Origin of the sequence: Paraburkholderia piptadeniae, from assembly GCF_900007165.1 — a bacterium.
In the GTDB taxonomy this organism is placed as follows: domain Bacteria; phylum Pseudomonadota; class Gammaproteobacteria; order Burkholderiales; family Burkholderiaceae; genus Paraburkholderia; species Paraburkholderia piptadeniae.
The window spans coordinates 1-24,837 of record NZ_CYGY02000050.1 but is presented as its reverse complement, the minus strand read 5'-3'; the positions used below and the strand labels follow the sequence as shown (position 1 = coordinate 24,837).

General features: G+C 60.0%; 21 protein-coding genes and 2 pseudogenes. 7 read left to right on the top strand and 16 right to left on the bottom strand.

Annotated features, from left to right (window positions below; translation table 11 throughout):
- Positions 1-95 precede the first annotated feature (95 nt).
- Both BN2476_RS25375 and BN2476_RS25370 read left to right on the top strand, forming a co-directional pair.
- A complete protein-coding gene (locus BN2476_RS25375; protein ID WP_235850961.1) occupies positions 96-635 on the top strand; it encodes a septal ring lytic transglycosylase RlpA family protein in 540 nt (179 codons plus the stop codon).
- A complete protein-coding gene (locus tag BN2476_RS25370) occupies positions 632-1,102 on the top strand; it encodes a hypothetical protein (RefSeq protein WP_143811037.1) in 471 nt (156 codons plus the stop codon). The genes BN2476_RS25375 and BN2476_RS25370 overlap by 4 nt, the downstream gene beginning before the upstream one ends.
- Before the next feature lie 6 nt (positions 1,103-1,108).
- Here BN2476_RS25370 and BN2476_RS25365 read toward each other — a convergent pair.
- The 3 genes and pseudogenes from BN2476_RS25365 to BN2476_RS25355 form a co-directional block, all read right to left on the bottom strand.
- Positions 1,109-1,849 (bottom strand): annotated as a pseudogene (locus BN2476_RS25365) (branched-chain amino acid ABC transporter substrate-binding protein); the annotation flags it as partial.
- 539 nt (positions 1,850-2,388) lie between these two features.
- Positions 2,389-3,096, bottom strand: a complete 708-nt coding sequence (locus BN2476_RS25360) for a pirin family protein (RefSeq protein WP_087736918.1) — start codon at positions 3,094-3,096, stop codon at positions 2,389-2,391.
- Between the two features lie 90 nt (positions 3,097-3,186).
- Entirely contained in the window at positions 3,187-3,951 is a 765-nt protein-coding gene (locus BN2476_RS25355; protein WP_087736917.1) for an SDR family NAD(P)-dependent oxidoreductase, read from the bottom strand.
- Positions 3,952-4,092: 141 nt separating this feature from the next.
- Here BN2476_RS25355 and BN2476_RS25350 point away from each other — a divergent pair, with 141 nt between their 5' ends.
- Complete coding sequence (locus BN2476_RS25350) at positions 4,093-5,010, top strand: LysR family transcriptional regulator (protein ID WP_087736916.1); 918 nt, start codon at positions 4,093-4,095, stop codon at positions 5,008-5,010.
- Positions 5,011-5,484: 474 nt separating this feature from the next.
- Here BN2476_RS25350 and BN2476_RS25340 read toward each other — a convergent pair whose 3' ends face one another.
- Both BN2476_RS25340 and BN2476_RS25335 read right to left on the bottom strand, forming a co-directional pair.
- Positions 5,485-7,482 (bottom strand): thioredoxin domain-containing protein, encoded by a 1,998-nt coding sequence (locus BN2476_RS25340; protein ID WP_087736914.1) that lies wholly within the window; start codon positions 7,480-7,482, stop codon positions 5,485-5,487.
- A 185-nt stretch (positions 7,483-7,667) separates the two neighbouring features.
- On the bottom strand, positions 7,668-8,210 hold the full coding sequence (locus tag BN2476_RS25335) for an arsenate reductase ArsC (RefSeq protein WP_087736913.1): 543 nt from the start codon (positions 8,208-8,210) through the stop codon (positions 7,668-7,670).
- Positions 8,211-8,689: 479 nt separating this feature from the next.
- Between BN2476_RS25335 and BN2476_RS25330 the strand changes: the two are divergent.
- Positions 8,690-8,902 (top strand): annotated as a pseudogene (locus BN2476_RS25330) (SET domain-containing protein); the annotation flags it as partial.
- 725 nt (positions 8,903-9,627) lie between these two features.
- Here the strand turns inward: BN2476_RS25330 and BN2476_RS46575 are convergent.
- The 7 genes from BN2476_RS46575 to BN2476_RS25285 form a co-directional block, all read right to left on the bottom strand.
- Positions 9,628-9,885, bottom strand: coding sequence for an immunity protein Tsi6 family protein (locus BN2476_RS46575; protein ID WP_087736911.1), 258 nt, complete (start codon positions 9,883-9,885; stop codon positions 9,628-9,630).
- 282 nt (positions 9,886-10,167) lie between these two features.
- The gene (locus tag BN2476_RS45670) at positions 10,168-10,539 is read right to left on the bottom strand and encodes a hypothetical protein (protein WP_143811036.1); all 372 of its coding nucleotides are present in this window, start codon (positions 10,537-10,539) and stop codon (positions 10,168-10,170) included.
- A gap of 499 nt (positions 10,540-11,038) precedes the next feature.
- Complete coding sequence (locus BN2476_RS25305; protein WP_235850960.1) at positions 11,039-11,425, bottom strand: GNAT family N-acetyltransferase; 387 nt, start codon at positions 11,423-11,425, stop codon at positions 11,039-11,041.
- Between the two features lie 396 nt (positions 11,426-11,821).
- Positions 11,822-12,880: a hypothetical protein gene (locus BN2476_RS25300; RefSeq protein ID WP_235850959.1), complete on the bottom strand. Its 1,059-nt coding sequence runs from the start codon at positions 12,878-12,880 to the stop codon at positions 11,822-11,824.
- Complete coding sequence (locus tag BN2476_RS25295) at positions 12,877-15,117, bottom strand: FAD-binding protein (protein WP_087736908.1); 2,241 nt, start codon at positions 15,115-15,117, stop codon at positions 12,877-12,879. Before BN2476_RS25295 ends, BN2476_RS25300 begins: the two co-directional genes overlap by 4 nt.
- 8 nt (positions 15,118-15,125) lie before the next feature.
- On the bottom strand, positions 15,126-15,497 hold the full coding sequence (locus BN2476_RS25290; protein ID WP_087736907.1) for a DUF805 domain-containing protein: 372 nt from the start codon (positions 15,495-15,497) through the stop codon (positions 15,126-15,128).
- Between the two features lie 152 nt (positions 15,498-15,649).
- Positions 15,650-16,369, bottom strand: a complete 720-nt coding sequence (locus BN2476_RS25285; protein WP_087736906.1) for a sterol desaturase family protein — start codon at positions 16,367-16,369, stop codon at positions 15,650-15,652.
- A 182-nt stretch (positions 16,370-16,551) separates the two neighbouring features.
- Here BN2476_RS25285 and BN2476_RS25280 point away from each other — a divergent pair, with 182 nt between their 5' ends.
- A complete protein-coding gene (locus BN2476_RS25280; protein WP_087737072.1) occupies positions 16,552-17,316 on the top strand; it encodes a helix-turn-helix domain-containing protein in 765 nt (254 codons plus the stop codon).
- A gap of 295 nt (positions 17,317-17,611) precedes the next feature.
- Here the strand turns inward: BN2476_RS25280 and BN2476_RS25275 are convergent, their stop codons facing one another.
- From BN2476_RS25275 to BN2476_RS25260, 3 genes are all read right to left on the bottom strand, one after another.
- A complete protein-coding gene (locus BN2476_RS25275) occupies positions 17,612-18,493 on the bottom strand; it encodes a hypothetical protein (RefSeq protein ID WP_087736905.1) in 882 nt (293 codons plus the stop codon).
- A gap of 791 nt (positions 18,494-19,284) precedes the next feature.
- Positions 19,285-20,040, bottom strand: a complete 756-nt coding sequence (locus tag BN2476_RS25265) for an SDR family oxidoreductase (protein ID WP_087736904.1) — start codon at positions 20,038-20,040, stop codon at positions 19,285-19,287.
- A gap of 376 nt (positions 20,041-20,416) precedes the next feature.
- Entirely contained in the window at positions 20,417-20,653 is a 237-nt protein-coding gene (locus BN2476_RS25260) for a carboxymuconolactone decarboxylase family protein (RefSeq protein ID WP_235850958.1), read from the bottom strand.
- Positions 20,654-21,115: 462 nt separating this feature from the next.
- Here BN2476_RS25260 and BN2476_RS25255 point away from each other — a divergent pair, with 462 nt between their 5' ends.
- Complete coding sequence (locus tag BN2476_RS25255; protein WP_087736903.1) at positions 21,116-21,826, top strand: SDR family NAD(P)-dependent oxidoreductase; 711 nt, start codon at positions 21,116-21,118, stop codon at positions 21,824-21,826.
- A gap of 339 nt (positions 21,827-22,165) precedes the next feature.
- On the opposite strand, the gene BN2476_RS25250 is transcribed toward BN2476_RS25255, so the two are convergent.
- Positions 22,166-22,996: an alpha/beta fold hydrolase gene (locus BN2476_RS25250; protein WP_087736902.1), complete on the bottom strand. Its 831-nt coding sequence runs from the start codon at positions 22,994-22,996 to the stop codon at positions 22,166-22,168.
- Positions 22,997-23,391: 395 nt separating this feature from the next.
- On the opposite strand from BN2476_RS25250, the gene BN2476_RS25245 reads away from it, so the two are divergent.
- Positions 23,392-24,318: a LysR family transcriptional regulator gene (locus BN2476_RS25245; RefSeq protein WP_087736901.1), complete on the top strand. Its 927-nt coding sequence runs from the start codon at positions 23,392-23,394 to the stop codon at positions 24,316-24,318.
- The last annotated feature ends 519 nt before the right edge of the window (positions 24,319-24,837 follow it).

Here is a 24,837-nt window from a genome sequence, read left to right as displayed (position 1 = left end):
ATCTGTCAAGAATTCGGCCCGACGCCGGCACTTCGTCAACGCGAACTTTTCGAGACCGTTAGATCCCGTTTCCCGTGACGATATGGGGGTCGATCGTGTTGTCCATCCGCTACTTTGGAATACTATGCATTTCGGGTTTATGTGCCGCTTGCGCACAAAACCCATCAGAGCACCAGGCATCCCGTGCGACCGCAACCATCTCAGATTCGGCGCCGCACATGTCGACCGCCACTTCCGTCGATGTTTCAGCAAGCGAGTATCTCGCGCCGCCCTTGGACATCGCGTTCAAATCTACGGGTAGTGCGCTGCAATTGGGCGATGCCTCGTGGTATGCATCGAAGTTCCACGGACGCCGGACCGCAAACGGAGAACGCTACGACCATCTGTCTATGACAGCCGCTCATCGAACGCTACCGTTCGGTTCGTACGTGCGCGTCACTTCGCTGGTAACGGAAAAGTCAGTCGTCGTGCGCATCAACGATCGCGGTCCGTTCGTGAAGGGCCGCATCATCGATCTCTCTTACGCTGCGGCGAAGGCATTAGGACTGACACACGCGCGGTCGAGGCGCGTACAGATCGAACGGATCGGCAAGACAGCAGACAAATTGACGTCGGCCGACGGATCGGAATCTTGATCCGCCAGGAGCCCTACGCCCCCGTTCGCGCGAGGCGGCACATCGAAAGTTGTCGCGAGTGGCGCGCACGCGTCCGCTTCGTCACGTTAGTCCGGCGGCTCGTGCTCACAGTATGCGGGCTCGCACTGTGCGCCGCCGACGCGTTAGCGGTTCAACCCGGTATCGCGCCGACGATCGTCGTGCTGCCGTTGGAAAGATTTGGTGGCATACCTGCGAAGCCCTCTGCCAAAGTTCATGCGCCGAAACCGATGCCTGCGCGCACGATGCGACGTAAGCGCAAGGGGGTCCGTAAAACTGGCGCGCGTCATCCGGACATTTACTACCGCTGGTCCACCGAACAACTGATGCTGGGCGGCGTCAATCCATCCGGAATCGGCAAGGAAGCGGCCAGCGCGGGCGGAAAGCTGGCAACGGACAGCGCGGCTCGCGCCAGGCAGAAGCCGCGCCGGTTGCATCAACCTTCTTGAGCCGACTCAGGCCGACGCACCGCCGAACTTCACGACATCGAGAAGTGTCTTCTTCCTGTCCTGATAGTGATACAGCGTAATCGCGCCTTCCTTCATGTCGCCGTGCGCATCGAATGCGATGTGGCCGATTACGCCGTTGTAATCGGTGGCAGGGATCGCTTCCAGCACCTTCGCGGCATCCGTCGTGTTGGCCCGCTTCATCGCGTCGGCGACGACGTACACGGCGTCGTAGGCGAACGGCGCGTTGAAGAGAATCGGTCCATTGAAACGCGCCTCGAAGCGCTTTTCGAACTCAGCGCCCTTCGGCATGCGCGACACGGCAAGACTCGCTTCAGAACAGACAAGATTGTTCACCGCGTCGCCGGCGAGTTCCGCCACTTTCTCCGTGCATGCGCCGTCGCCGCTCAGCACCTTGGCGGTCAAGCCAAGCGCGGCCGCCTGGCGGATGAACGGGCCGACGGTCGAATCCATGCCGCCGAACATGATGACGTCGGGATGCGCGCTCTTGATGGTGGTGAGAATGGCGCGGAAATCGGTTGCCTTGTCGGTCGTGGCCTCCCGCGCGACGATGCGCCCGCCGCCCGCCTGCGCCGCTTTCGCGAACTCGTCGGCGAGACCCTTGCCGTACGCCGTCGCGTCGTCGACGACGGCAATCGACTTCGCATTCAGCGACTTGAGCGCATAGTTGCCCACCGCGGGCCCCTGCTGCGCATCCGTCGCGACCACGCGATACGCGCTTTTGTAGCCGCCATCACGCTAAAGTGTAGAGAAAATGGACAAGCTGAAAGCCTTGTAAATAGGCAGTATCGCAATATCGGGCTGTTCATCGGCGACCGGGCGAAATGGACAAAAATATGCGAAATTGTCCATCGAAATTCGGGCTATGCTCGGAACTCACGACATACGCAAGATAAACTGGATCAACCTGTCACCCCGAAGAAGCGAGGGCCGTATAACGATCACATCGCTCAATCTACGCGCACGAACATACGGGCGCAGAACGCATGCGCTTTTATAGTTGCCGTAGATGCCAACGATACAAGCAACGCACCATTGACCGATCGCTTGTGATCGATCCCGGTCTGGACATTGTGCCCTCGCCGTTGTTGCCTTGGTAATCGGCCGCGTCAGGCAGCAGCCGACCCATCAGAGACATCCGGTCATGCGGAATCAAAGTCAGGTCCTCATCGCAAAAGAGCCGTTTAAAGCTACCAAACCTAGTCTTGTGCAAAACGTGGAAACCAGTGAGGAATGTCATCGCGCGCGAGCCCAACGGCACAATTTCCTTACCGCAAAAGCTCGACTATCACGACATCGGTGTCGTCTCGCGCCACCAATGTAAGCTGCGATTCGTCGCGTACGGCAACTCCATCGCGTGGCGCGAGCCGGACTTCGCCGACATCAAGCCGACCATGATCGGCAACCAGATACGCCCGGCGTGACGTCGGCAGCACGTGGTGCACCGTCGTGCCTTCGCGTAACGTTGCGATACGCACGCGCGCGTCCGCATGGATGGGCAGCGCGCCCGCGCGCACATCGTCGGGATCGCCGCTCGCGAGCGTGACGAAGCGGCCTTCGCGACATCCGCGCGAACAGATACGCGTCGCCCAACGGGGCGTGCCGCCCGACGTGCGCGGATGCAGCCAGATCTGGAATAGCCGTGCAGGCACATCTTCTTCGTTACGCTCGGAATGGTGGACCGCGGTGCCCGCACTCATCACCTGTACGGAATCGGCGACCAGTCGCGCGCGATTGCCCGCGTCGTCTTCGTACGTGATCGCGCCCGAGCGCACCCATGTCACGATCTCGACGTCGCGGTGAGCATGCAGGTCGAAGCCCGAGTGCGGCGCGAACTCATCGTCGTTCCACACGTAGAGCGCGCCGATCGGCGCAGGGTCGGTTCGTCCGCATTGGCCGACTCGGAAATGCGCTCGCGTGTTGAGCCAATCCCACCTGACTGCGCCGCGCGCAATATGAGGACGATGTTGGATCATGATGTGCCTGCGCTCAAATGCCTTACGCGCCGGGCGCGGGTGCGATTTCCGAAGACCGCCTCCGCTGCGCCCTGCGCGCTCGAACTACGCCTAGATCTGCTGCTGGCCGCCATCGACGAACAACTCGATACCGTTCACGAAGCTCGCGTCGTCCGAGGCAAGGAACAGCGCGGCGCTCGCGATCTCGCCGGGCTCGCCGAGGCGCGCCATCGGGATCTGGGCAGCCAGGTAATCGGCGAGACCCTGGCGTTGGGCGGCATCGGCACCGGCGAGGTCGAGCAGGCCGGGCGTGCGCGTCGCGCCCGGGCTAATCGTGTTCACGCGGACGCGGCGATCCTTCAAATCGAGAATCCAACTGCGTACGAAGGCGCGCACCGCGGCTTTCGAGGCCGAATACACGCTGAATGCAGCCGTGCCCGCACTGCCTGCCGTCGAACCCGTGAGAATCACCGACGCGCCCTCGGCGAGCAGTGGCAGCGCCTTTTGCACCGTGAAGAGCACGCCCTTCACATTGCGATCGAAGGTGTCGTCGTAGTGTTCTTCGGTGATGCTGCCAAGCGGAAGCATCGAACCGCCGCCGGCGTTCGCGAACAGCACGTCGAGATGCCCCTGTTCTTCCTTGATCTGCGCATACAGCGCGTCGAGCTCACCCAGCTTCGTGGAATCGACACGTACACCCGTCGCGTTGCCGCCTGCTTCGCGGATGCTCTTTACCGCGGCATCGAGTTCAGCCTGACGGCGGCCGGTGAGGAAGACGTGCGCCGCTTCTGCCGCGAAACGCTGTGCGGTGGCGAGGCCGATGCCGCTGGTTGCGCCGGTAACGAGTGCGATCTTGTTGTCGAGCTTGCGTGCCATGGTGTTTCTCCTGTAGTTCGGTAAGTGGGTGACTGCGGTCGGTGTTGCGTGCTGCGATGTGAGGAGAATATCGACGCCCCAGGCTTTTCGAAATAGAATTGATTGCAATCTAACGTTGCAAAAATGAAAAGATGAGGGGAAATGGCGAAGCTGCCTGATTTCGAAGGACTCGCGATGTTCGCGAAGGTCGCCGAGGAAGGATCGTTCGCGGCCGCTGCGCGCGCGATGGGGGTATCGGTGGCTACGGTCTCGCGTGGCGTCGCTCGTCTGGAGGACCGGCTCGGCGCACGGCTTTTCAACCGTACATCGCGCCAGCTCTCGCTTACCGAGTTCGGCAGGACGATCTGCGAGAAGGCTGGAGAGATCTACCGTCAGGCCGAAGAAGCAGAAAGCGCAGCGCGCGAGATGTCAGTGCAGCCGCGCGGACTGGTGCGCCTGGCCGTGCCGATGTCGTTCGGGCTGCGCTGGGTCGCGCCGCTGCTGCCCGGCTTCTTTCGTGCGTACCCGGAGGTGTCGATCGACCTGCATCTTTCGGATGCGTCGGTCGATCTGGTCGCCGATGGGTTTGACGCCGCACTGCGCATCGCCGCGCTGCCGGATTCGTCGCTGGTCGCGCGACGGCTGTGCGCGGTCACACAATTCGTGGTGGCGTCGCCAGCGTATCTGAAGCGCGAAGGGCGGCCAGCGCATCCGCGCGAACTGGTGGAGCGGCCGTGCCTCTCATACGCGTACCGCGCGCGCAGCGATGTGTGGCGCTTCACGAACGCCGCGGGCGAGGAGGAGCCGGTCATGCCGACCGGCCCATTGCGCGTGACGAATTCCGATGCGCTGCTGCCCACGCTGCTCGACGGCCTCGCAATTGCCGAGTTGCCCGAATTCATCGCTGGCGAATATCTGGCCGATGGCCGCCTCGAAGCGATCCTCACCGACTGGTCGTTGACGAAGGGCGGCCTCTACTTCGTCACGCCATCGGCGCGCGCGCGTCCTGCGAAGGTGGCTGCGCTGTCCGATTATTTTGCGGAGCATCTGTCCGAGCCGTCATGGCGATGGCCAAAGTAATGCGTTCGCCGAGCTGAATGGCTTGCCGCCCGCGCTCAGCTGTTGTGTGAGGCGCTGGACACGGTGGCAGCGGAAGACGCGTTCGCCGTGACGCGCACCGCTTGATTATTGCATTGATGAAAGGCCGCTTTGTCGATCGAAGGGGCCTGACGATATTTCATGCGGATTGGCCGCTCATGGCCGCACTGTGCCGCCGCCGTTGCTGCCGAGCCGCTCTTGTTGCCGATCGACTGTCCATTGCGCGGGCAATAAAGCTGTCGACCGCCGGACGCATAACCAATTCCCTCGCGGCCAATGACCAGGTTATTGGAATTCCGCTGCCAGGGACGATCAGATCGAGCGTCGGATTCTTCCTCGCTATGACGTATGCCGCCTCGCGGATGCGGGGCCCCGCCTCACAGGTGCCCTGAAACAGGAGCGACAGAATCGAATCGATTCGCGGCGCCGCGTTGCTGAACGACAATTCCGGCACCGTCACACCCTACAGGATGAACAATATTCAAGGAGCGCGTTGCTATCGGTCATGGGCGCAGCGCACGTGCGATTCCGGCACACGTATGCCGCCGCCCGACCATTGACCGGGTGGCACTCCCGGCCGATCGGCAGGTCTCCTGCGAAAGCCAGCACGCGCGCGGGGAGGTATGCCCGGTGAACGCCGGTTGCAAGTGCTGTGGCCGCCGATTTCTCGCCGGCCAGGACGATCTCGAACGGGCCGCGCTCCACGAAGTCCCGCGCGGCCATGAGGTGCGCGAAAGCGGACGGTGCTTTGCCAGCTGCGGACTCGTATCTCTGGATTTCATGCTCGGCGCGATCGATGTAGAGATCGTGGTTGGTCAGTGCATGCAGACGCAGGAAGGCAAATACGCTGGATGAGATGCCCGACGGCGACGCGCCATCGTATGGGGCACGGGGCCTGTGCACCAATGGCTCGCCATCGCACGGTGTGAAATACAGCCCGTCGTCCCAGAACTTGTCGAGGATGAGTGTCGCGAGTTCGATCGCACGATCGAGGTGGCGCCTCTCGAAGCAAGATTCGTAGAGGTCGAGCAGCGCATTACAGAGGAAGGCGTAGTCCTCCAGGAAGCCCGGCACCTTGGCTACGCCGTCCTTCCAGGCCCGGAACACGCCTCCGTCGGCAAGTGTCAGTTCGTTCTGGATAAAGGTGGCCGCACGATTTGCCGCGCTGAGATACCCGGTAACACCCGTCGCCTGGAAAGCGGCACAGAGTCCCGCGATCATCAGGCCGTTCCACCCGGTGAGAATGTTATCGTCCCGCGCCGGGCGCACACGTCGGGCGCGCGCCGCCAGCAACCGCTCGCGCCAGCCCGCGACCTGCGCTTCTTCCACAGCGTCCAGCTCGACCGCACGGTGGAGCACCGTGGCGCCGTGCTCGAAATTGCCGCGTTCTGTCACACCGTAGGCCTGGCACGCCAGTGCCCCTTCGGACTCGCCAAGGACTGCTTTGATCTCGGCGGATGTCCAGCAATAGAATTTGCCTTCGTGGCCCTCGCTGTCGGCATCTTCGCTGGCATAGAAGCCGCCTTCGGGGTGCGTCATGTCGCGCAGAATATAGGCGAGGGTCTCCTCGAAGATGCGGCGCCATGTTGGCTTGCCGGTCAGGCGGTAGGCATCCGCGTACAGCTTCACAAGCTGCCCATTGTCATAGAGCATTTTCTCGAAGTGCGGCACGGCCCAATGTGCGTCAACGCTATAGCGGGCGAACCCGCCGCCGAGCTGGTCATAGATGCCGCCCGCCGCCATGTGGTCGAGCGTGCGGTCCAGTGCGTCAAGCAGCACGGGTTCGCGGCTTCGTTCATAGACGCGCAGCATGAGGTCGTAACAGCTCGGATTGGGGAACTTGGGCGCGCCGCCGAGCCCACCATGAGCCGGATCCGTGTTCCGTGCCAACGCGTGGGCTGTCTGTGCAGACAGATCTTCGACATCGGCGGTTGGCCCGCCCTGTTGTGCCTGATCGAGTTGCCAGAAGCCCTGCTGAATCTGCGCAATGCTGACCTGCAGTTCATCTTGCCGATGCCGCCAGGCTTCACTCAGGGTTATCAACACGCGCGCGAACCCGGGGCGGCCATAGCGGTCGTCCGGCGGGAAATAGGTGCCGCCGAAGAACGGCTCTCCCTGTGGCGTGAGGAACACCGTAAGCGGCCAGCCACCACCTTGTCCCATCATCTGGCTGACCTGCTGGTAAATTTCATCGATGTCGGGACGCTCCTGCCGATCCACCTTGATGCTGACATAGCGCTCATTCATCAGGCTGGCAATGCGCGGATTCTCGAAGGATTCGTGCGCCATGACGTGGCACCAGTGGCACGCGGCGTAGCCCACCGAGAGAACGATCGGCTTGTTTTCCGCGCGTGCACGGTGAAATGCCGTTTCGCCCCACGCATACCAGTCCACCGGGTTGCCCGCATGCTGGCGGAGATAAGGCGAGGATTCTGTAGCGAGCCGGTTTGTCATGTCGGTCTCCGTCCGGGCGCACGCACCAGCGCTCATGATCAATTCGTGCAGATTCGCGTGCCCTGCAAGGGCGCGGCCAACTGCGCCGCCCTCGTCGAACCGTCCGGTTCATCGACCACCATGGCACCAGGTCGGCCATAGCCGTCACCAGAGGGCCAGGCAATCGGAATTGCTCTTCGAAAGCTCTAGCCTCGCGTCAACATCCCGGATGTGCCCATGGCCGTGACGTCGATGTCGCTAATCCGTCGCAACTCGGCGCGAATGGCGGCGTCATCAAGTTCGTCCAGCGGTAGCTCGACGAACGCCTCGACCTTGCATCGAATCTGCTGGTACACCTGTTCGAATGCAGCACGTCTGCTTTCATCCGGGCCCTCCACGGCGGCGGGGTCGGAAAAGCTCCAGTGTGCTGATGCGGGATGGCCGGGCCACAATGGGCATACCTCTCCAGCGGCCTGATCGCACACGGTAATAACGAAGTCCATGAGGGGTGCGCTCGGTTCGGATATGGCGAACTCGTCCCATGATTTGCTGCGCAGATTCGCCAGGTCGTACCCAGTCTTGCGCACCTGTTCGATGGCAAAAGGATTGATCTTTCCGATCGGATTACTTCCTGCGCTGTAGGTGCAAAACCGACCTTTCCCTAGTGTGGCGAGAAGCGCCTCTGCCATCACGCTGCGCGCCGAGTTGCCGGTGCAAAGAAAGAGCACGTTATACGTCAGGTCATTCATGACGGCTCCCTGAAGAAACGTTCGCGAACGTCGTCAGAGGGGTGCTGTCCGCGCGTCAAGCTGTCAGTCTAATCCCGTCACGCACTTGCGGGGAACGCAGTGATCAACGCAATCAACGACCGGGTCGATATGGCAGTCTTGCAAACCCTATACCCGAATAGCGCGCGCCCGTCGGACCTGATCTGCCGTAAATCGCGTCGATACAGCGCTGACGCGCACCGCCGACGGCCGCTACGGGGCATGCGTCGCGCCGCCCACCCGTGAGACTTTCGAAAAGGCATCGCTGCGGTTCCCACGCCGTGTGCGCCCATCCACCCATCCTTCTTCTGACTGGATTCTGGCTGGGCTGGAAAGTGTCAGCGGCTAACGGTTGCGAGTCAAACACGTGACTCGTTGAATACCGGCGACGGCAGCGATATGCTTCGCACCTTGACGGAAATGAAGAAGACCGACAGACGTTACGGAAGGAAAACCACACAATGCGACTGCGACGCATCACAGCACGACGTTCGTCTGTGCATGGCAAGGGACTCTTTGCACTGCTGCCCATCGGCGCCGGCGAGCGGCTCATCGAGTACAAGGGTGAAGTAACCAGCTGACGGCGGGCAGCCGCGCGTCAGCGATCGGAGGTCGGACACACATTCGTCTTCGGCCTTTCCAGCGGACGCGTGATCGACGGCAGTCGCGGCGGAGCAACCTGTCAGCGGATGCCTGATGTCGACCCACAACGGTCACCCACTATGATCGAAAGCAGACATTCAGTCGCGACGGAGCGTGAGATCATGCATGCAAACGCCAATCCGTCGGCGACACGTGTGCTTAACAAAACAGGCAAGACCAGCGATTTCGAAGAGAACTGAAAATATCGTCGGAGGCACTCTTGCAATGCGCAACCGCTCTCCACAGCGACCATTCCATCCGCGCGCCCACAACTCTCGAACGCCGACCAAAGTCGCAGGAATATTGGTCTGCCTACCTGTACTTTACGCGTTGTGGTTCCAATTCTCGCCGAATAGGCATCACAGATTCTTTGTCCATCCAGACGCGTTCCTGATGTTCCTGTTCATGATCTTCATGCCTAGCGCGCTCTTGTACGTATGCGCCAGAATTTCAGGGCTTCGGACTGCGTGGATATGCGTAACTGCCTTATTGTTTTTCGTCATCGTTGACTTCTGGTTGTTTAGCGTTGGTGGCGGTCTCGTCGCTCCGGGCGTAGCCTTGGGCGAACTGATAGTCGGTGGTGTGTTACTGCCAATTGCGGTTGCTACGGGCGATCGCCGAACTGGACTTTAGTCTCAGCCCCCGCTGCGCAGTGCTACTTGTGATTGCAGATCCAGTCCGACGCTGGCAGCGCAAGTTATTGATTGCAGACCGACCCCCAGGCGGACTTTCGTATTTCCAAAAGCAGCCATTCTCCTCATTCGAAAGCGCGCTGTATCTGGTTGATCAGAGCAGCAAGCTCCGGATTGTCTCCCCACATCTCGAATTCCCGTGTGGCGATCAGTCCCATGGTAAGCGGTCCCTGCTTCGACTCTGATGTTTCGCCTGAGATTTGGGCTCGGCACCACATCAATTGCCGGTGAATGCTCTGCACATTAGGCCATGTGGGAGCCAGCATAGGTTCAACGACTGATAGCGCTTCGTCGATCTTGTATAACAGTTCGTCGTTCGTCATGACGGTCAAAAAAGCCGGGCGCTAAAAAATACTCGCCGAGCTATCTACATGCAGCGGAACGCCGTGGCTCATACACCACGCTGCCAATTGGACGTAGACTGAGTTCCAATACGGACGCGCCCATGTCGGCGCTAGGTTCTGCCAGGCGTATTCCGTGGGAATATACACGGAGGGAACGCCCATTGCCATCTCAAGGACGAATTCGCCTAGCGTACAGGAGCAAACTAACTCTTCTTTCCATCGAGGATGAAAGGTGAAGTTCAAATGATCAGTCTCCGGAAATCACGCGGTCAGAACGATTTTCAGGCGCAGCCGATTGAGCACATTGAATACGATGTCCGGATCGATTTGTGCATGGTAGTTGAAGTGCATATATAGCCCGTCGGAACGAGAGTCAAGGTCCGAAAGCGCAATGGGCGACACGCTCAGAGGTTTCGGGTCGGGCCACTGCTGCGCAATGACGGCGAGTGGACGCCCCGACACTGCAGACCAAGTCGCTTTCCCGCCGGCTACCGAAGGTAGGTAGCTCAATTGCGAGACATATCGAAGAATGTCAGCGATCGCCCGATCGTTTGAAACACCAAACTCTAGGCGATGTGGAGCGTCAAAATCGTCTCCGGCTCCAACGCTATCGCGCGTAACGACGATTTTCATGATGTAGCCACTGTCAGAACGTGTCACTTCTACTAAATTCAAGCACGGGGCTGAGAACGCGTGACCAGCTAGCGGTTCCGCTCAAGTCGTAGTTCGACCAGGAGTTCAGCAGAGGCTAAAAAGGTGCCGACCTGGTGCGATGCACTCGGATTGAGCTCAGGATGTTCCTGGCTCAAGTATTCGATTGTCTCGGCGGAGGACCAAGGTCCCAGCGAAGCCATGTAATCAGCGACGTCATCTTGAATGTGGCGCCACGACTCATAAGGTCGACGGGAGAGGAGGATTCGATCACTTCGCGTATAGATCACATGCAGATCCATGAGCATTTCTGGTCACCGGAAAACGTTTCAAAAACCCGCACAACAACTTCGATCTCTCGGATCTGATACCTTCGAGAATCGGGTTGATTGTTAACGATCTACGCGGCGGTGTCGACTGGCCGTTGTTGGCCGGCCCCGGCTGTTTGCGATCGCACGGTTGGAGGACTACCCCATCAGCTCTATAAGGGCCGGGAGGGCGAAGGAGCAAGCATCATACTGGAGACCTTGCCGTCGTTCTCGATTTCGACAAAACCGATTCTTCTGTACCAGTCAGAGGCAACCCGGTTGCACATCAAGACATGCAAGTACAGCGGCTTTTGTAAGGAACTGGACAACGACATCAACTTGGCCATCGCCTCACTGCCGATCGACTTGTTTTGCATCCCCGGCACGATACAAAGCATCCTCAGCCATACAAGATCCGGTTCGACTTCCCAGTGCACAAACCCGCATCGGTTGCCTTCCCGCATAACTATATGACAAGCACCTTGGCGAAGGCTTTTTGCAAACGCCGCTCGTTGCACGTTCTCGTCCCAACCATACGCTACAGCAACGAAACCTCTCATCGTTCGCTGGTACGTGTCAAATAGCCATTCCGAGTCTCCGGATACGGCCTGTCGAAAATCTAGATCCATGACAACAGCCGCTCGCGACGAGGAGGTCTTCGTCAGAGTACCGGATGCAAGGGATGGTAATCAACTCGTCGGGCGTCTGGACCGGCGGACGCCAACTTACGCATAATGCCGGTTGAAGATCCGCGACTGGCCGAACCAGGCTCGCAACGCACTACTGGAATCGGCCCTGAAGAGACATTGAGATCTCTCGAAAGCGGCCGTTCGAAATGATAGGCCCTTTCGTCACACTGAATCTGTTCATTTCTTGTGCCGACGCCGACCCTGACGATCCACTCGTTTCTTGTCACTAGACACGCTGCAACCGCCGTTGCCTGAAGGTCCGGCAAATCAATAGTCGTACACGTGCTCGACCGTCAGTCCCATCGCGGAAGCCTGCACGAGAAACGTGGACAGGCTGCCGACCGGCATCAGTAGCGCGATACGTCGCGTTTGCGCGGGCAGCGTGAGCGGCTGCTCGAACAGCACGCGCCAATACCCAGCCGACAGTTTCGTGTCGTTGGCCGCCCATACCGTGACGAGAATCGGCGTCGACGCGCCGTTGCCTGCGATGTCGTCGATTCTCACGCCTTGCCGCGCTAGAGCCGTAGCCGCAATACGAAAGTCGAAATAACGAGGCAGCGACAGCAGCACGCGCCCATCCGGCAAGCGCTGCTGCACGCTCACGCGCGCGGGCGGCGTCCATCCCTGCTGCAGGCGGTCGACCACGACGTCGGTGGTCATCAGTGCCGGCGTATACGTCGCGCGCGTCGCTTTCTCGATCAGCTTGCCGTACACCGCCTTGATTGCGTACTCAGTCGTGAGCTCGTAGCGGCGCTCCCACTTGCGCACGAGGCCAGGTCCGAAGAGCGGCACGTCTGTCCATAGGTGCTTCAGTCGCGACCAGAAATCGAACAGATACCATGGCTCCTGGCGGATGAAATCGACGTAGTCCTGGGCAGCCTTCGCCCCATAACGATCCTCGTTCGTCAGGCGGCCTCCACCAAGCAGCCAGCTCGCACGCCCGACCGTGTTTTCGTAGACGGCGCGCAGCGTGTATTCAACCGTCGTGCTCGTGGCGATCACAAGGATCATCAGGTGATAGCCCGGGTTGAGCGGATACCGGTCACGGATCTGCTCTTCGGTCACCGTGCGATAGGTGGACCAAAGCTGCTCCGTCTGCGCAATGAACGGGAACGCATGTGCCGGCCGCTGCTCGACGATGCGCGCGTACTCCGCAGGACTGTGCACGAGATACCATTCGGGGAACGTCAGCAGAGTCTGCTCGGTGTCGCGCCGCGCCTCCGGTGGCACGGGGCTGTCTGCATCCGGTGCGGCGGTACACGCGAGCGCGATCGCGAGCAACGTCGGACACAGTGCAGCGGCCACGCGTGCGATGCGGTATCTCATTGCCGAGCCCCATTGCGCACGAATGCGAGCAACAGATTGCCGGACGGGTCGCCCGCTTGCGCGAGCCGCGCGCCGGTGTGACTGAAACCGACCGTCTCGATGCGTGCGATCCAGTCCTCGATGCTCGCGAAATGGCGCAGCTCGTCCCGATTCGTCTCCCACGATTCGCCGAGGCCTGCGTTGAACACCGTATGCGCAAGCGACACGAACGCATCCATCGCGGGCGTCGTCACGTTGTGGTCGCGAACAATGAAATAGCCGCCTGGTCTCGTGATCTGCGCGATCGATTCAAGAAAGGGCATGAGCAGCGACGGCGCCATGTGATGCAGCCCGACGAAGCAGCTGACGAGATCGGCGCTTTGTGCCGGCAGCGCAATGGGTGCATAGCCGTTCAGCGGCACGAACCCACCCGGCTTTCGAAGCTGTCCGCGTTCGACGATATCGACGGGCCCCGCGCCCGGCGCCACGTCGTGCACTAACGTCACGCTGCCCGTCAGGCGAAGGTGCTTTTTCATCGCCCGTACGTAGCGTCCCGTCGTACCGATCTCGACGTAATCGCGCAGCGCTTTCCCGCCGACCAGCGTGGCTGCCTGGCGGCCCATCTCCGCCTTCTGCGTCGCGAGCGACGGCAAGGCGTGCGTGAGCATCGCCAACGGCGGCGTGATCGACTTCAGGCCAGCCTGAATACCGCGATAGATGGCGTCATCGTTGTCCGCGTGCTTCGCGGTCTCGTTGCGGATCAGCGTGTGGAGCCGGTCCTCAGGCAGCACGTGGAAGATGTTCTGCAGAAACGCGTAGAAGCGATCGGCCTCACGTTCGTCGCGGTAGACGGACGCGAACAGCGACGGAGAAAATCGGCCATTCGACGACGCGCCATCGTCGCGTGCACAGGCCGGTGCGGTCACGAAGCGCGGCGCGTAGTAGCGATCCCACAGCGCGCCGCGCAGGCGATAGCGCGGATCGATCTCGCTCTTCAGGGCGAACATCTCCCGTGCACGCGGATAAGCGCGATGAAACTGCTCGTCGGTCGCGTGAAGCTGATAGGGCAGATAGTAGGTGCCGCCCGCCGCGAGCACCGCGTCGATCAATTCGCGGGTCCAGACGGCGACACGCGCCTTTGCGCTTTCGCGCGTGCGCTGCTTGTAGTACAGCACGAACGCGAACGTTTCGCCCCGCGCCCACGCCATCACGGTCTGGTTGTCAGCAAGAGCATGGCGCACGGAAATGTTGACGACGTTCACCCGATGCTTCGCGAGAACGGCCCCCATCGACTCGGCAAACGCGCCGACCGCATCGGAAGGCACAAAATATTCCTGCAGCACGTAGGTCCGACGCATCCGACCGATGGGCTCTAGCTCAGCGACGTCGTAACCGGCCTCGTAGTTTCGCCAGTGCACCTTCTTGCCGAGATGCAGCAGCGGATCGTACAGGTACTCGCGGCGGAACTTGCCGAGCGGCGTCTCCGTGATCCCCCACAACAGGTATTTCGCGAGCCAGAAGCCATGCGTGAGCGGCTGCAGGCGTGGGGCGGTGGCGGGTGCGTCGGTCACGGTCCAGCTCACCGCCCGCCCGCGCGTGTAGCGCGGCGGATAGAGGTCGAAGTTGTGGAATACCACGTCCTCGTGACCGCGGACGTTCGCATCGAACCACGCCTTGTATTGGGTGGTATCCATCTTCTTGTCGCTGCGCGCGACACGCGTGTTCGGTACGAGCTCGATCTCGGCCTCGACGATGATGCCGATGCCGCCGTAGCCGCCGATCGCCGCATTGAACAGTTGCGTGTTGAGCGTGCGCCTTGCCTCGACGACTTCACCGCTAGCCAGCACCAACGTGATTGCACGCACCGACAGCACGAGCGGCCCGAGCCCCACGTAGCGCCCATGTGCGTTCACAGAGAGCGCACCGCCAACGGTGAAGTTTGCATAGGTCTGCATGATCTTCACGGCGAAGCCATGCGGATCGATGAAGCGCTGGATGTCGCACCAGCGGATGCCTGCCTGGACGCGGATCACTCCCGCTTGCGGATCGAAGCGCAGCACACGGTTCATCTGGCGCATATCCAGATGCAGCGTGTCCGGGCTCGCCGTCTGGCCACCCATGCTGAAGTGCCCGCCGCCAACCGAGACCGGAAAGTCGGAGTTGATGAGCGCACTCACGACTTCCTGGGTCGATGCTGGCGTGATAACCGAGAGAACCGAAATGCGGTTCAGTTGGGTAACGTCGTTGACTGTCGGCATGGAGCGCTTCACCTGGCGATGTCGACGAGCAGATAATCGATCCGGCTGGCCGGATCGGCTCCAAAGCGATTCGAATGATCGACGCCGCGCTTGAGCAGTTGTCCAAGCACCCACAACGGGCCGATCACGGGAACAATCGCCACGACGAGCGCACCACCGGGCCGGCCGACGTCGTGCAGACGTTGGGTGGCGAGCGCGATGGCAATCCAGATGAACAGCAGCGCGAAGCATCCCGAGCCGACCTCGCCGAACGCTGCCCCGGCCAGACTGCCGAATGCCGCACAAACGAGCGCCGCTATCGCAACGCGCGTCAGCCATTCGCTTCGGGTGATGCGTCCACGCAGCAGGAGAAATGCGGCATAGAGGGGAATGAATGGCATGGTGATGCGCGTTCCGGTTTGTGGGGTTATCGGAAAACGTCTCGGCGAATAATGCACTAACTGCGGACTACCGGAAAGGGTGTTGGGCTTGATGTTGGACGGTTCTCGCCTATGACCACGAGCGGAGTATTTCGGTCGAGGTGGCAATGGACCTAACGCTTATGCACGTCCCGGTAGAGCATCATGTCTTTCAGCCGTTGTTCCTTTTCGTCGTCAAAGCCACATTGACCGTCCCACGCAACAGGATTGTCGTAGGTCCCGAAGAGCATGTCCCACCAGGTGATATCGCCATAGTTGTTCCTGTGCGATCCGCGCTCATGGTGAATACGATGCATCTCGGGGCGTTGAAAAAAGAACCCAATCCAACGAGGTGTCTTGCAATTCGTGTGGTAGAAAAACTCTCCGGCGGCCGTGCAAAAGGTATAGACAACACCCGCCTGCACGGACAGGCCGAGTAGTGAGTAGACGAGGAGACTACCAATCACGGAGTTAACGACCATCTCGCCAGGGTGCTTATAGAACGACGTGATGACCTCCAGCCTTTGCGGGCTATGGTGGATCTGGTGGAATAGCCGCCAAAATGCGTCTAGTTCATGGCGCCAGCGATGCCACCAATAGAACACGAAGGTCGCGATGAAGTACGCGCAGACACCTCCAACGCCCGGCGTCACGTACTTCGACAGATGAAAAAGCGAACCTGTTGATAGCCACTTCTCCCACGTCATTCCGGCCACAGTAACGACGCCGAGCTGGACGCTATTGATGACTAGTACCCGAACAGGCCATGTCCGCACGCGCGGCAGGTTCCAGCCTGGTCGACACATCTCCAGCACCAGGCAAGATCCGAAGAGAAGAACAATCGCGGCCATCATGGCGCCTCCCGGCCGGTAGCCGCTTCGACACCGCCACACGAAGCACAGTCGACGATGATGAACATGGTGAATTTCTCCATTCGTTTTATTGCGTGCAGGATGTCACAGGGTCTCGTCATATGCACTTTTTCCGTGAAATTATGCGTAAAATGACCCGTCACGTACTGAATTTCGATACTTTCATGACAGAGATTGCTCGATTGGTCGCGACGCTCAAGCACCGCTTCAAAGCGGCGGGTCTTACCTATCGGGAGGTTGCATGCGCGCTAGACCTGTCCGAGGCCAGTGTGAAGCGCCTTTTCGGCAACGGACGCATGACTGTCGAGCGCCTCGCCCAGTTATGCGACCTGCTGGGCCTGACGATGGCTGAGCTGCTTCATGAAGCCGAGAGCTCAACGACACGTTTGCACACGCTCACGCCAGAGCAGGAAGCGCGTCTCGTCTCGGACGAGAAGTTTCTATTGGTGACGGTGTGCGCGCTCAACCACTGGTCGGTGAATGACGTCGTCGCGACGTATCGGCTGACCGCGGCGGAGTGCATCAAGTACCTGCTCGCGCTCGACAGGATGGGCCTCGTCAAGCTGAAACCTGGCAACCGGATTCAACCGCTTGTCGCGCGCGACTTCGACTGGCTGCCTGGCGGCCCGATTCGACAATACTTTTCCCAGCGCGGGCTTCCAGACTTCATGGATAGCACGTTTGACACGCCGGACGAGTCGATGAGCTTCATTCACGGCATGCTGACGAAAGGAGCACTCAATCAGTTAAACGACGAATTGTTCAAGCTTCGTTCGAAGTTTGCCGCTCTCCATGACCAATCATGCTCAGCACCGTTGCCGGAGAGGAGCGGAACGGCTCTCGTTCTAGCCATGCGCGGATGGGAGCCCCAAGCGTTCAGGAAGCTCCGACGTACGACAGCGGTAGTCGTTGCCAGGAAGAACCGGTAGCGGCGCACGGTTTTCGCTGATCGCCGGATAGTCTTTCGATTGCAAGGCCGATTGTCGACGATTCGTGCGCCAGCCTCGAATGACCGCTCGTGGCCGGCCACCCGGTCCGACGTCGAACAGGCCGCCGTGGTCCGTCGTTGATCGACCCACATCGGGCAGCAGCCGACCCACACCAGCCGCTCCCGTGTGACGAACTGATTTGACTGCTTCCCGGTGCTCTTCGGACGTCCATGCTATCAGCGTGAGCCCGCAGATAAGAAAAACCTGTTCCGCACACTCTCCGCATAGCGCACCGTCAACGACCGGGAAGTTGACCAGCGAGCCAAAGCGCGACATTAACAGCATATCGATGGATATCCGGCAGCGCTTGCTGCTTCAGCGCCATCCCGTTCCCGGGGCCTTCATCCACAAAGCTGGGACAACCCAGTCGCACGTCCCAGTTGTAGTCGGCAAAGTGATGAAACGAACTGTCGGCGACCGCAGGGCCTCCCTGCATGGAGGGTTCGAACGCAACTGCAAGATTGAACCTCGTTCCCGTGATTTTGCTTTTGCCCCGTGCAATCACGCGGGCTGATTCTCCGTCAGGAGCGTCAACAGCACCCTCGTGTGGATGGGCCGGCAGGAACCGGATTTCGCCCGTGGGCGCTGCGGCGTTCTTCAAGATCGGATGTGTCGGTGCGACGACTTCAATCTCCTGGAAGTCTCCATTTGCGCCCGAGTGAAAATTTGGCCAGGAAATATGGGACGAGAATGTATCGTCGCATACCCGTCTGGATCCATCCGGATCCGGATTGTGCGTATGGAAGTAATGCGCCTTGCCCACTCCCCCCAAGCTGCATACTGAACTGCCCACATCCATGTGATCCCGGCTGACCAACAGGCCACGGCCTGCCCGCCGGAATCGCGTGATTCCGTCACAATCTTCGGCGGTCAGGCCGTTTCCTTCGTCAACGGCAAATAGCCACAGCTCATCAAAATCGGTTTCATCGAGATGAGAAAGTACAGGGTCTGGCTGCCCGAACTGCTCGCGGTCGCGAGCGACGACACTAAAGGTCACGCGTCCCTCAGGATCTCGATAGCTACGCAGAAGTTCGGTCAGGCGGCTGAATCGCGCAATTGACCAGTCGTCGGCGATCGGTGGGATGGTGGTCTGAAGGAGAATCTTGATGGTATTCATAATGGCCGCGTAGTTACGTCAATAGGACAGGCAGCGGTACCAGCGATGAGTTACGACCCCGCAGTAACGTCGAATGTTTGATCATTGTCGCAGGGTGCAACTTATTGCCGTAGACATATAAACAGATACACCGTGTTGCGTGTCGAACATCGATCAAAAGCCTCGCCCGGTCCGCCCGGCAGCCGGAATCCAGATGCGCGGTACAAGGACAGGCACACAACGGCCCACCGCGGACTATACGGCAGGACGCGCCACGACTGCATCAGCTCGCCGCCGATGCAACGACCGTCCTCGGAGCAGGACAGCCTCGCAATCGCGGCATCACAACGCGAAACGCCCCTGAGACCTAATCCCCGAATGGAGTCGTCAGTTCCATCTCACTCCTGCCCACCCCGAACACCGCGAGGGGTTTGGCCGACTTCGTCTTGCTTCGCATTTGCGCTGACTGCGATCTCCGGCCAGCTCGGAGAAGCTTTGCCCTACCTTTTATACGGTCACAGGTACGTCGTTCACTTTGCTGCGGATTGCGCCCTCGAGCACGGTCGAATAGATGAACGCTGACTTTGGATGTGTGTGACCAGGTGAATAGCCGCCCGGACCATATTCGGCGAGCACGCTCTTGACACTCCTGCCAGGAACGTTCGGTAGCTCGTGCTGGTAGACGAGAGTCACTTTCGCGCGCCTTTCCTTTAGTGTCTGCGCCAGAACGCTGCCAAACGGCAAAGCCGCGACGGTGCGCAGAGAATGTATTTCACGTAACACCTGCTTTTACTTAAGCTTAACGATGAGAATCACGCCTTGCCCTGCGAGCGCCGAAGCCATTCGTCGACGCCGATATGGCCGAGGCGCGCCTCACCGAGCGGCACGAGCGAATGCTCTTCGACCCGGCCGCCAAAGTAACGGGCCTCAGGGTCGCGCACAACTTCACGCGTGTCGCCGACCGCCTTCAGGTAGCTGGCGATGATTTCGTCGAACGGCGCGCGTTCCGGACCCGCAATTTCGATGATGCCGTTGCGCGGAGCGCCAAGCGCCACATCGGCGACGATCGCGGCGACGTCGTCAGCCGCGATGGGTTGGAACAGACCCGGTGAAAGCCCGACGGTGTTCCCTTCCGTGCCTGAGTCGGCGATGCCGCCGAGGAATTCGTAGAACTGCGTCGAACGGATGATCGTGTAGGGAATGCCGGAAGCCTCGATCAGTTTTTCCTGCGCGACCTTGGCGCGGAAATAGCCGTTCTCAGGCGTTCGGTCGGTTCCGACGATCGACAGCGCGACATGATGCCGGACGCCCGCCTCCCCCTCAGCGGCGTGAAGAATACGGCCGGAAGTTTCGAAGAATTCCAGCACGGCCTTGTCTTCGAACGACGGTGAATTGGCAAGGTCGATCACCACCTGCGCGCCGGCGAGTCCTTCCTTGAGCCCCTCGCCGGTGAGCGTGTTGACGCCGGTCCTCGGCGACGCAGCGATGACGTCATGGCCAGCCTGACGCAGAATGGCCACGGTCTTCGAGCCGATCAGGCCGGTGCCGCCGATGATAACGATCTTCATGATTGACCCTCCGTCGTCGATCGTTAGAGAAACTTGAACAGTTCCAAATGCAGCGGAGGCTTCCGTGACCCGTATTCGGATTGCACCGCGGCAGATGACCACCTGTGGCTGGCCGAGCCCATCCCGCGTGCGTCGAGCCGCCCATCGCCGTGCAAAAACCGCGGGTGGCGTTCGAGGTGGCAGATGCACGTGAAGAATCGACAGAGGGCCGGTAAACTCCGGTGCGCGTGAAGGAAAGCACACCATAAAAACATAGACGGTCTTCAGGAAAATGGAATGCCAAATTGAGACAACCGTACTGTATTTGTATTCATGCCGCTGTCGCCGCGCCCCATCGAGGCAAGCTGTCGCGCCAATCCTCGCGCGCCGCGCGCCATCAGTCGATCGGGTTCGCATCAACCGGCTGATGCATGCCGATCGCCATACGATTCCACGCATTGATCACTGCCACGGCCCACGTCAACTCGACGATTTCCGCATCATTGAAATGCTCTCGCAGCGCCTGGTATTCGGCGTCACGCTCCGCGTGAACGTCCGCGAGGCATGTCAGTGTCTCCGCCCATGCCAGCGCGGCCTGCTCTTTCGCTGAGAAGAACTCAGTCTCGCGCCACACAGACAAGATATTCAGACGCTGCCATCGCCGAGCCGGAATCAAACGCCGCCGACTTCTGTCAAGGGTCCGAGTTCGACCCGAACCATCCGTTCGATCTAGTGCAAAGCAAACGGATGCTTTCGGATCTTTTGCCGTCGCTAGAGCTTACGGCGTGAACGACCGAGACTCGCTGTGCGGCATGGGCGATCACTTGATCGATCCGGACTCCTGCGTCGGACTTTTGCGAAAGCCTACTAAATGTCTTCCGAATGCTCGCACCTTTAAAAAGTATCCGTCTACACGCCGCGCCACTGGACTAATTCGGAGCCGACGCGTACCACGTGTATACGCTCGTCCCATCGTTGAACAGGAACATCTATCGGCGACGATAACCGCGCATGGCCGCGCCGACGCTTACTGATCCGTTCGGAGGTCTTCGCGCCCGGACTGCACCGCGTCAACCAGCAACTAAGGAGGTGTAGCATGAGCAACCAACAGAAGGTCATTGTTATCACCGGCGCTTCGCAAGGTATGGGAGCAGAGGCGGTCAAAGCATTTCGCAGCCGGGGGCACCGCGTTGTCGCAACGGCCCGCTCCATCAAACCGACTGATGACGCCGACCTGTTGGCCGTGGCAGGCGATATCGGCGATCCCGCCACCGCGCGCCGTGTGATCGATGAAGCGATCGAACGCTTTGGGCGCGTCGACACGCTACTGAACAATGCCGGCATTTTCGTCGCGAAGCCTTTCGCCGAATACACGGCCGAAGATTTCACCTCGTTGATCAACGTGAACCTGGCGGGCTTTTTCTATGTCACGCAGCTCGCGCTGGCGCAAATGGAGAAGCAATTGAGCGGGCACATCGTCAACGTCACGGCGAGCCTCGTCGACCACGCGATGGAAGCCTTGCCGGCGGCTTTGGCGTCGCTGACGAAGGGCGGACTCGCCGCGGCCACGCGCGCGCTTGCGATCGAATATGCGAAGCGCGGCATCCGCGTGAATGCGGTCTCACCGGGGATGATCAAAACTCCGATGTTCCCCCCGGACTTGTACGCGAAATTCGGCGCGTTGCATCCGATGGGCCGTATGGGCGAAATGAGCGACATCGTCGAGGCGATTCTGTACCTGGATTCGGCGCCGTTCGTGACAGGCGAAATTCTGCATGTCGATGGCGGCCAGGTCGCCGGTCATTGAGTACGCTTCGTCAGCGCTGCCGACCGGCAGCGCTCGTTTGTCATTGCTACTGCGACGCCTTGGCGCGCAACAGCAATTTGCCCGCTGTCACGTAGCGACCCGCTCCGGCCCTCTGACCCAGCACGAAATCAAAGGCAAGTTCCGGGGTACAACCGCCATTCACTCCGCCATGTCGGACGGCGTGTGATTGGCCATCGCTACTGTTGGACCATGAACACGTCAGTGGCAGGTATGCAACGCCTAAAGTTGTAGTCCGCTCGATAAAGCAATCACGAAGCAAGAACCTCAACTGCTGGTCTGCTTCGAGGCAGACCGGCAGTTCTTTTCGGGTTGGTGCAGTCAGGCCTTGATGAAGGTTAGGAGGTCCGCGTTGATGACCTCCGCCTGCGTCGTCGGCATGCCGTGCGGGAAACCCTTGTAGGTCTTCAGCGTGCCGTTCTGCAGAAGCTTGGCCGACAGCGGGCCAGAGTCCGCGTAGGGAACGATCTGATCGTCGTCTCCGTGCATCACCAGCACAGGCAGGTGGATCTTTTTCAGGTCCTCGGTGAAATCGGTCTGCGAGAACGCAACGATGCCATCGTGGTGCGCCTTTGCGCTACCCATCATTCCTTGCCTCCACCAGTTCTCGATAATGCCTTCCTGAGGCTTCGCACCCGGTCGGTTGAAACCATAGAAGGGCCCCGATGGGAGGTCCCGGAAAAACTGCGCCCGGTTGGTGGCGGTCTGCGTCTGCAGACCGTCGAACACATCCTTCGGCAGGCCGCCTGGATTGGATGCGGTCTTCACCATAAGCGGCGGCACTGCCGCAATCAGGCAGGCCTTCGAAGCCCGCTTCTCGCCATGACGTGCCAGATAGCGCACAACTTCGCCGCCGCCGGTGGAATGGCCCACGTGGATGGCACCCGTAAGGTTGAGGTGACTCGCCACGGCGGCAAGGTCATCGGCATAGTGGTCCATGTCGTGCCCATCCCAGACTTGCGACGAGCGTCCATGGCCTCGACGGTCATGTGCAATGACGCGATATCCCTTGGAGAGGAAGAACATCATCTGCGCATCCCAATCGTCGGAAGAAAGAGGCCATCCGTGCGAAAAGACGATGGGAGTCGCATTTTTGGGACCCCAGTCTTTGTAGAAAATCTGGACGCCGTCCCGGGTGGTAACGTAGTTCATCGAAGCGTTTCCTTGTGGGGTTGCTGCGCGGTTAGGCGCGCGAGAGGCAGCCGAGACAACGGCGGGCAAAGCCGCCGTTGCTGCTGCGCTCGTACTGAGCACTAGCAGTTGGCGGCGAGATATCCCGGCAGAGGTTGACAGCTGTGCTGTAGGCGCGAGTTTCATAGGATCAAGACCTTTCATTGATGAGGCCACGGCAATGGAGACCAGATTCGGAGTCCTTCTCATGTCAGAATCGATCTGAGAAGGTATCGCTGTCACACCAGCCCGATCGTGAGGCCGGTGATGTCAGCGTGGATTGGCAACCGAGCCACAGCCAAAGCGTAGAGGCCCGTCGGTTCCGTGACTAGACGATAGAATGGGATGGATTCGTGCAGAATTGACAGGTATCCCCCATGGACCTCAATGACATCGCGCTCTTTGTACAAGTCGTTCGTGCAGGAAGCTTTGCGGAGGCTGGTCGGCGCCTGAATATTCCGCCGAGCACGGGAAGCCGCAGGATTCAGCAACTTGAGGCGCGTCTTGGCGTCCGGCTGATGCAGCGCTCGACGCGCAAGCTTGTGCTAACCAATGCAGGCCAGATGTTCTTTGCCCAGTGCGCGCAGCAGGTCGATGTTTTGCTCGAGTCCGCGCGGAAGCTGTCCGATCTGCATGATTCGATCTCAGGTCGTGTGCGCGTGGCCGCGCCAGCGAACTTCTTTTTCTGGTTTCCCGTAGAGGCTGTTCACAAGTTCCTTTCGGATCATGCTGGTGTGCACATAGAGTTTGAACTTACCGATGAACGAGTGGACCTGTTGGCCGAAAAGATCGACGTCGCGTTCCGTGTAGGGCGGATCAGCGATCCTTCTCTGATCGTGCGCAAGATCGGATGGACCAGGTCGATACTGGTGGCAAGCCCCGACTATCTTGCTGCACGGGGAAAACCGGTACGCGTTAGTGACCTCGCGGATCACGACTGCATTACGCCGTCTGTCACCAACGATTCGCCGTATGTCTGGAGACTCGATGGCAAGGAAGGAGTTGTCGAAACGCCTGCGCGGGGGCGATTCTCAGTCAACACTGGGTTGGCTCAGCGGGCAGCCGCTTTAGCTGGCTTGGGGATCGCCTTGCCGCCGCAAGTCATGACGGCATCCCATATCGCGCGGGAAGAGTTGCGCCAGGTATTGCCCGATTATTGTGTGAGCGGGCTGGAGGTCAGCCTGATCTATCCGAGCCAGCGGCACGTGCCGCGCGCAGTCAGCCTGTTCGCGAACATGGCGTCTACGGTCCTGCTGGAGTCCAACGCCGTGATGCCGTTCCCATCGCTTGGCGCGAGCTCGTAGCGACGAAGCTGGCCAACAGGGCGCGGGAATGACATGACGTGATTTCGCTTCGAGTTTCGACGTGCGATAGCAGCCTGCGCAGCCAAAAAGACGGCTTCGTGCGTCGCAGTGACACGGCTTCGGTCGAGTGAGGTAAGCGCGGCTGCTATAGGCGTGAACCGGACACTCGAATGTCGTGGCGAACAATCGGTCGAATGACCACTGATGGCCGATTCTGTTGAAAAACTCGCTCATCGCCGCAGCGTGACCGTGTCGCGAAAAATCGGCCTCTCAGATCGCTCTACAAGCCGCTCGTGAGCATCGGTTAGGGGTAAGAGGACCCTTGAAAACCCGACAGAGCACCCGCTCAAAGAGTTTTTCAACACTATCGGCCGACCACTGCCTGACGCGATCGGCTCAGACCGTTAAGGTTTATTCGATGCCTGCCATCGGCCGCAGGAATGTGCATGCCTCCGCGCATGTCGGCAGGCGTCGAATAAACCCGAGGGAGAAAACCGTGGAATGCCACAATGCGGCTTG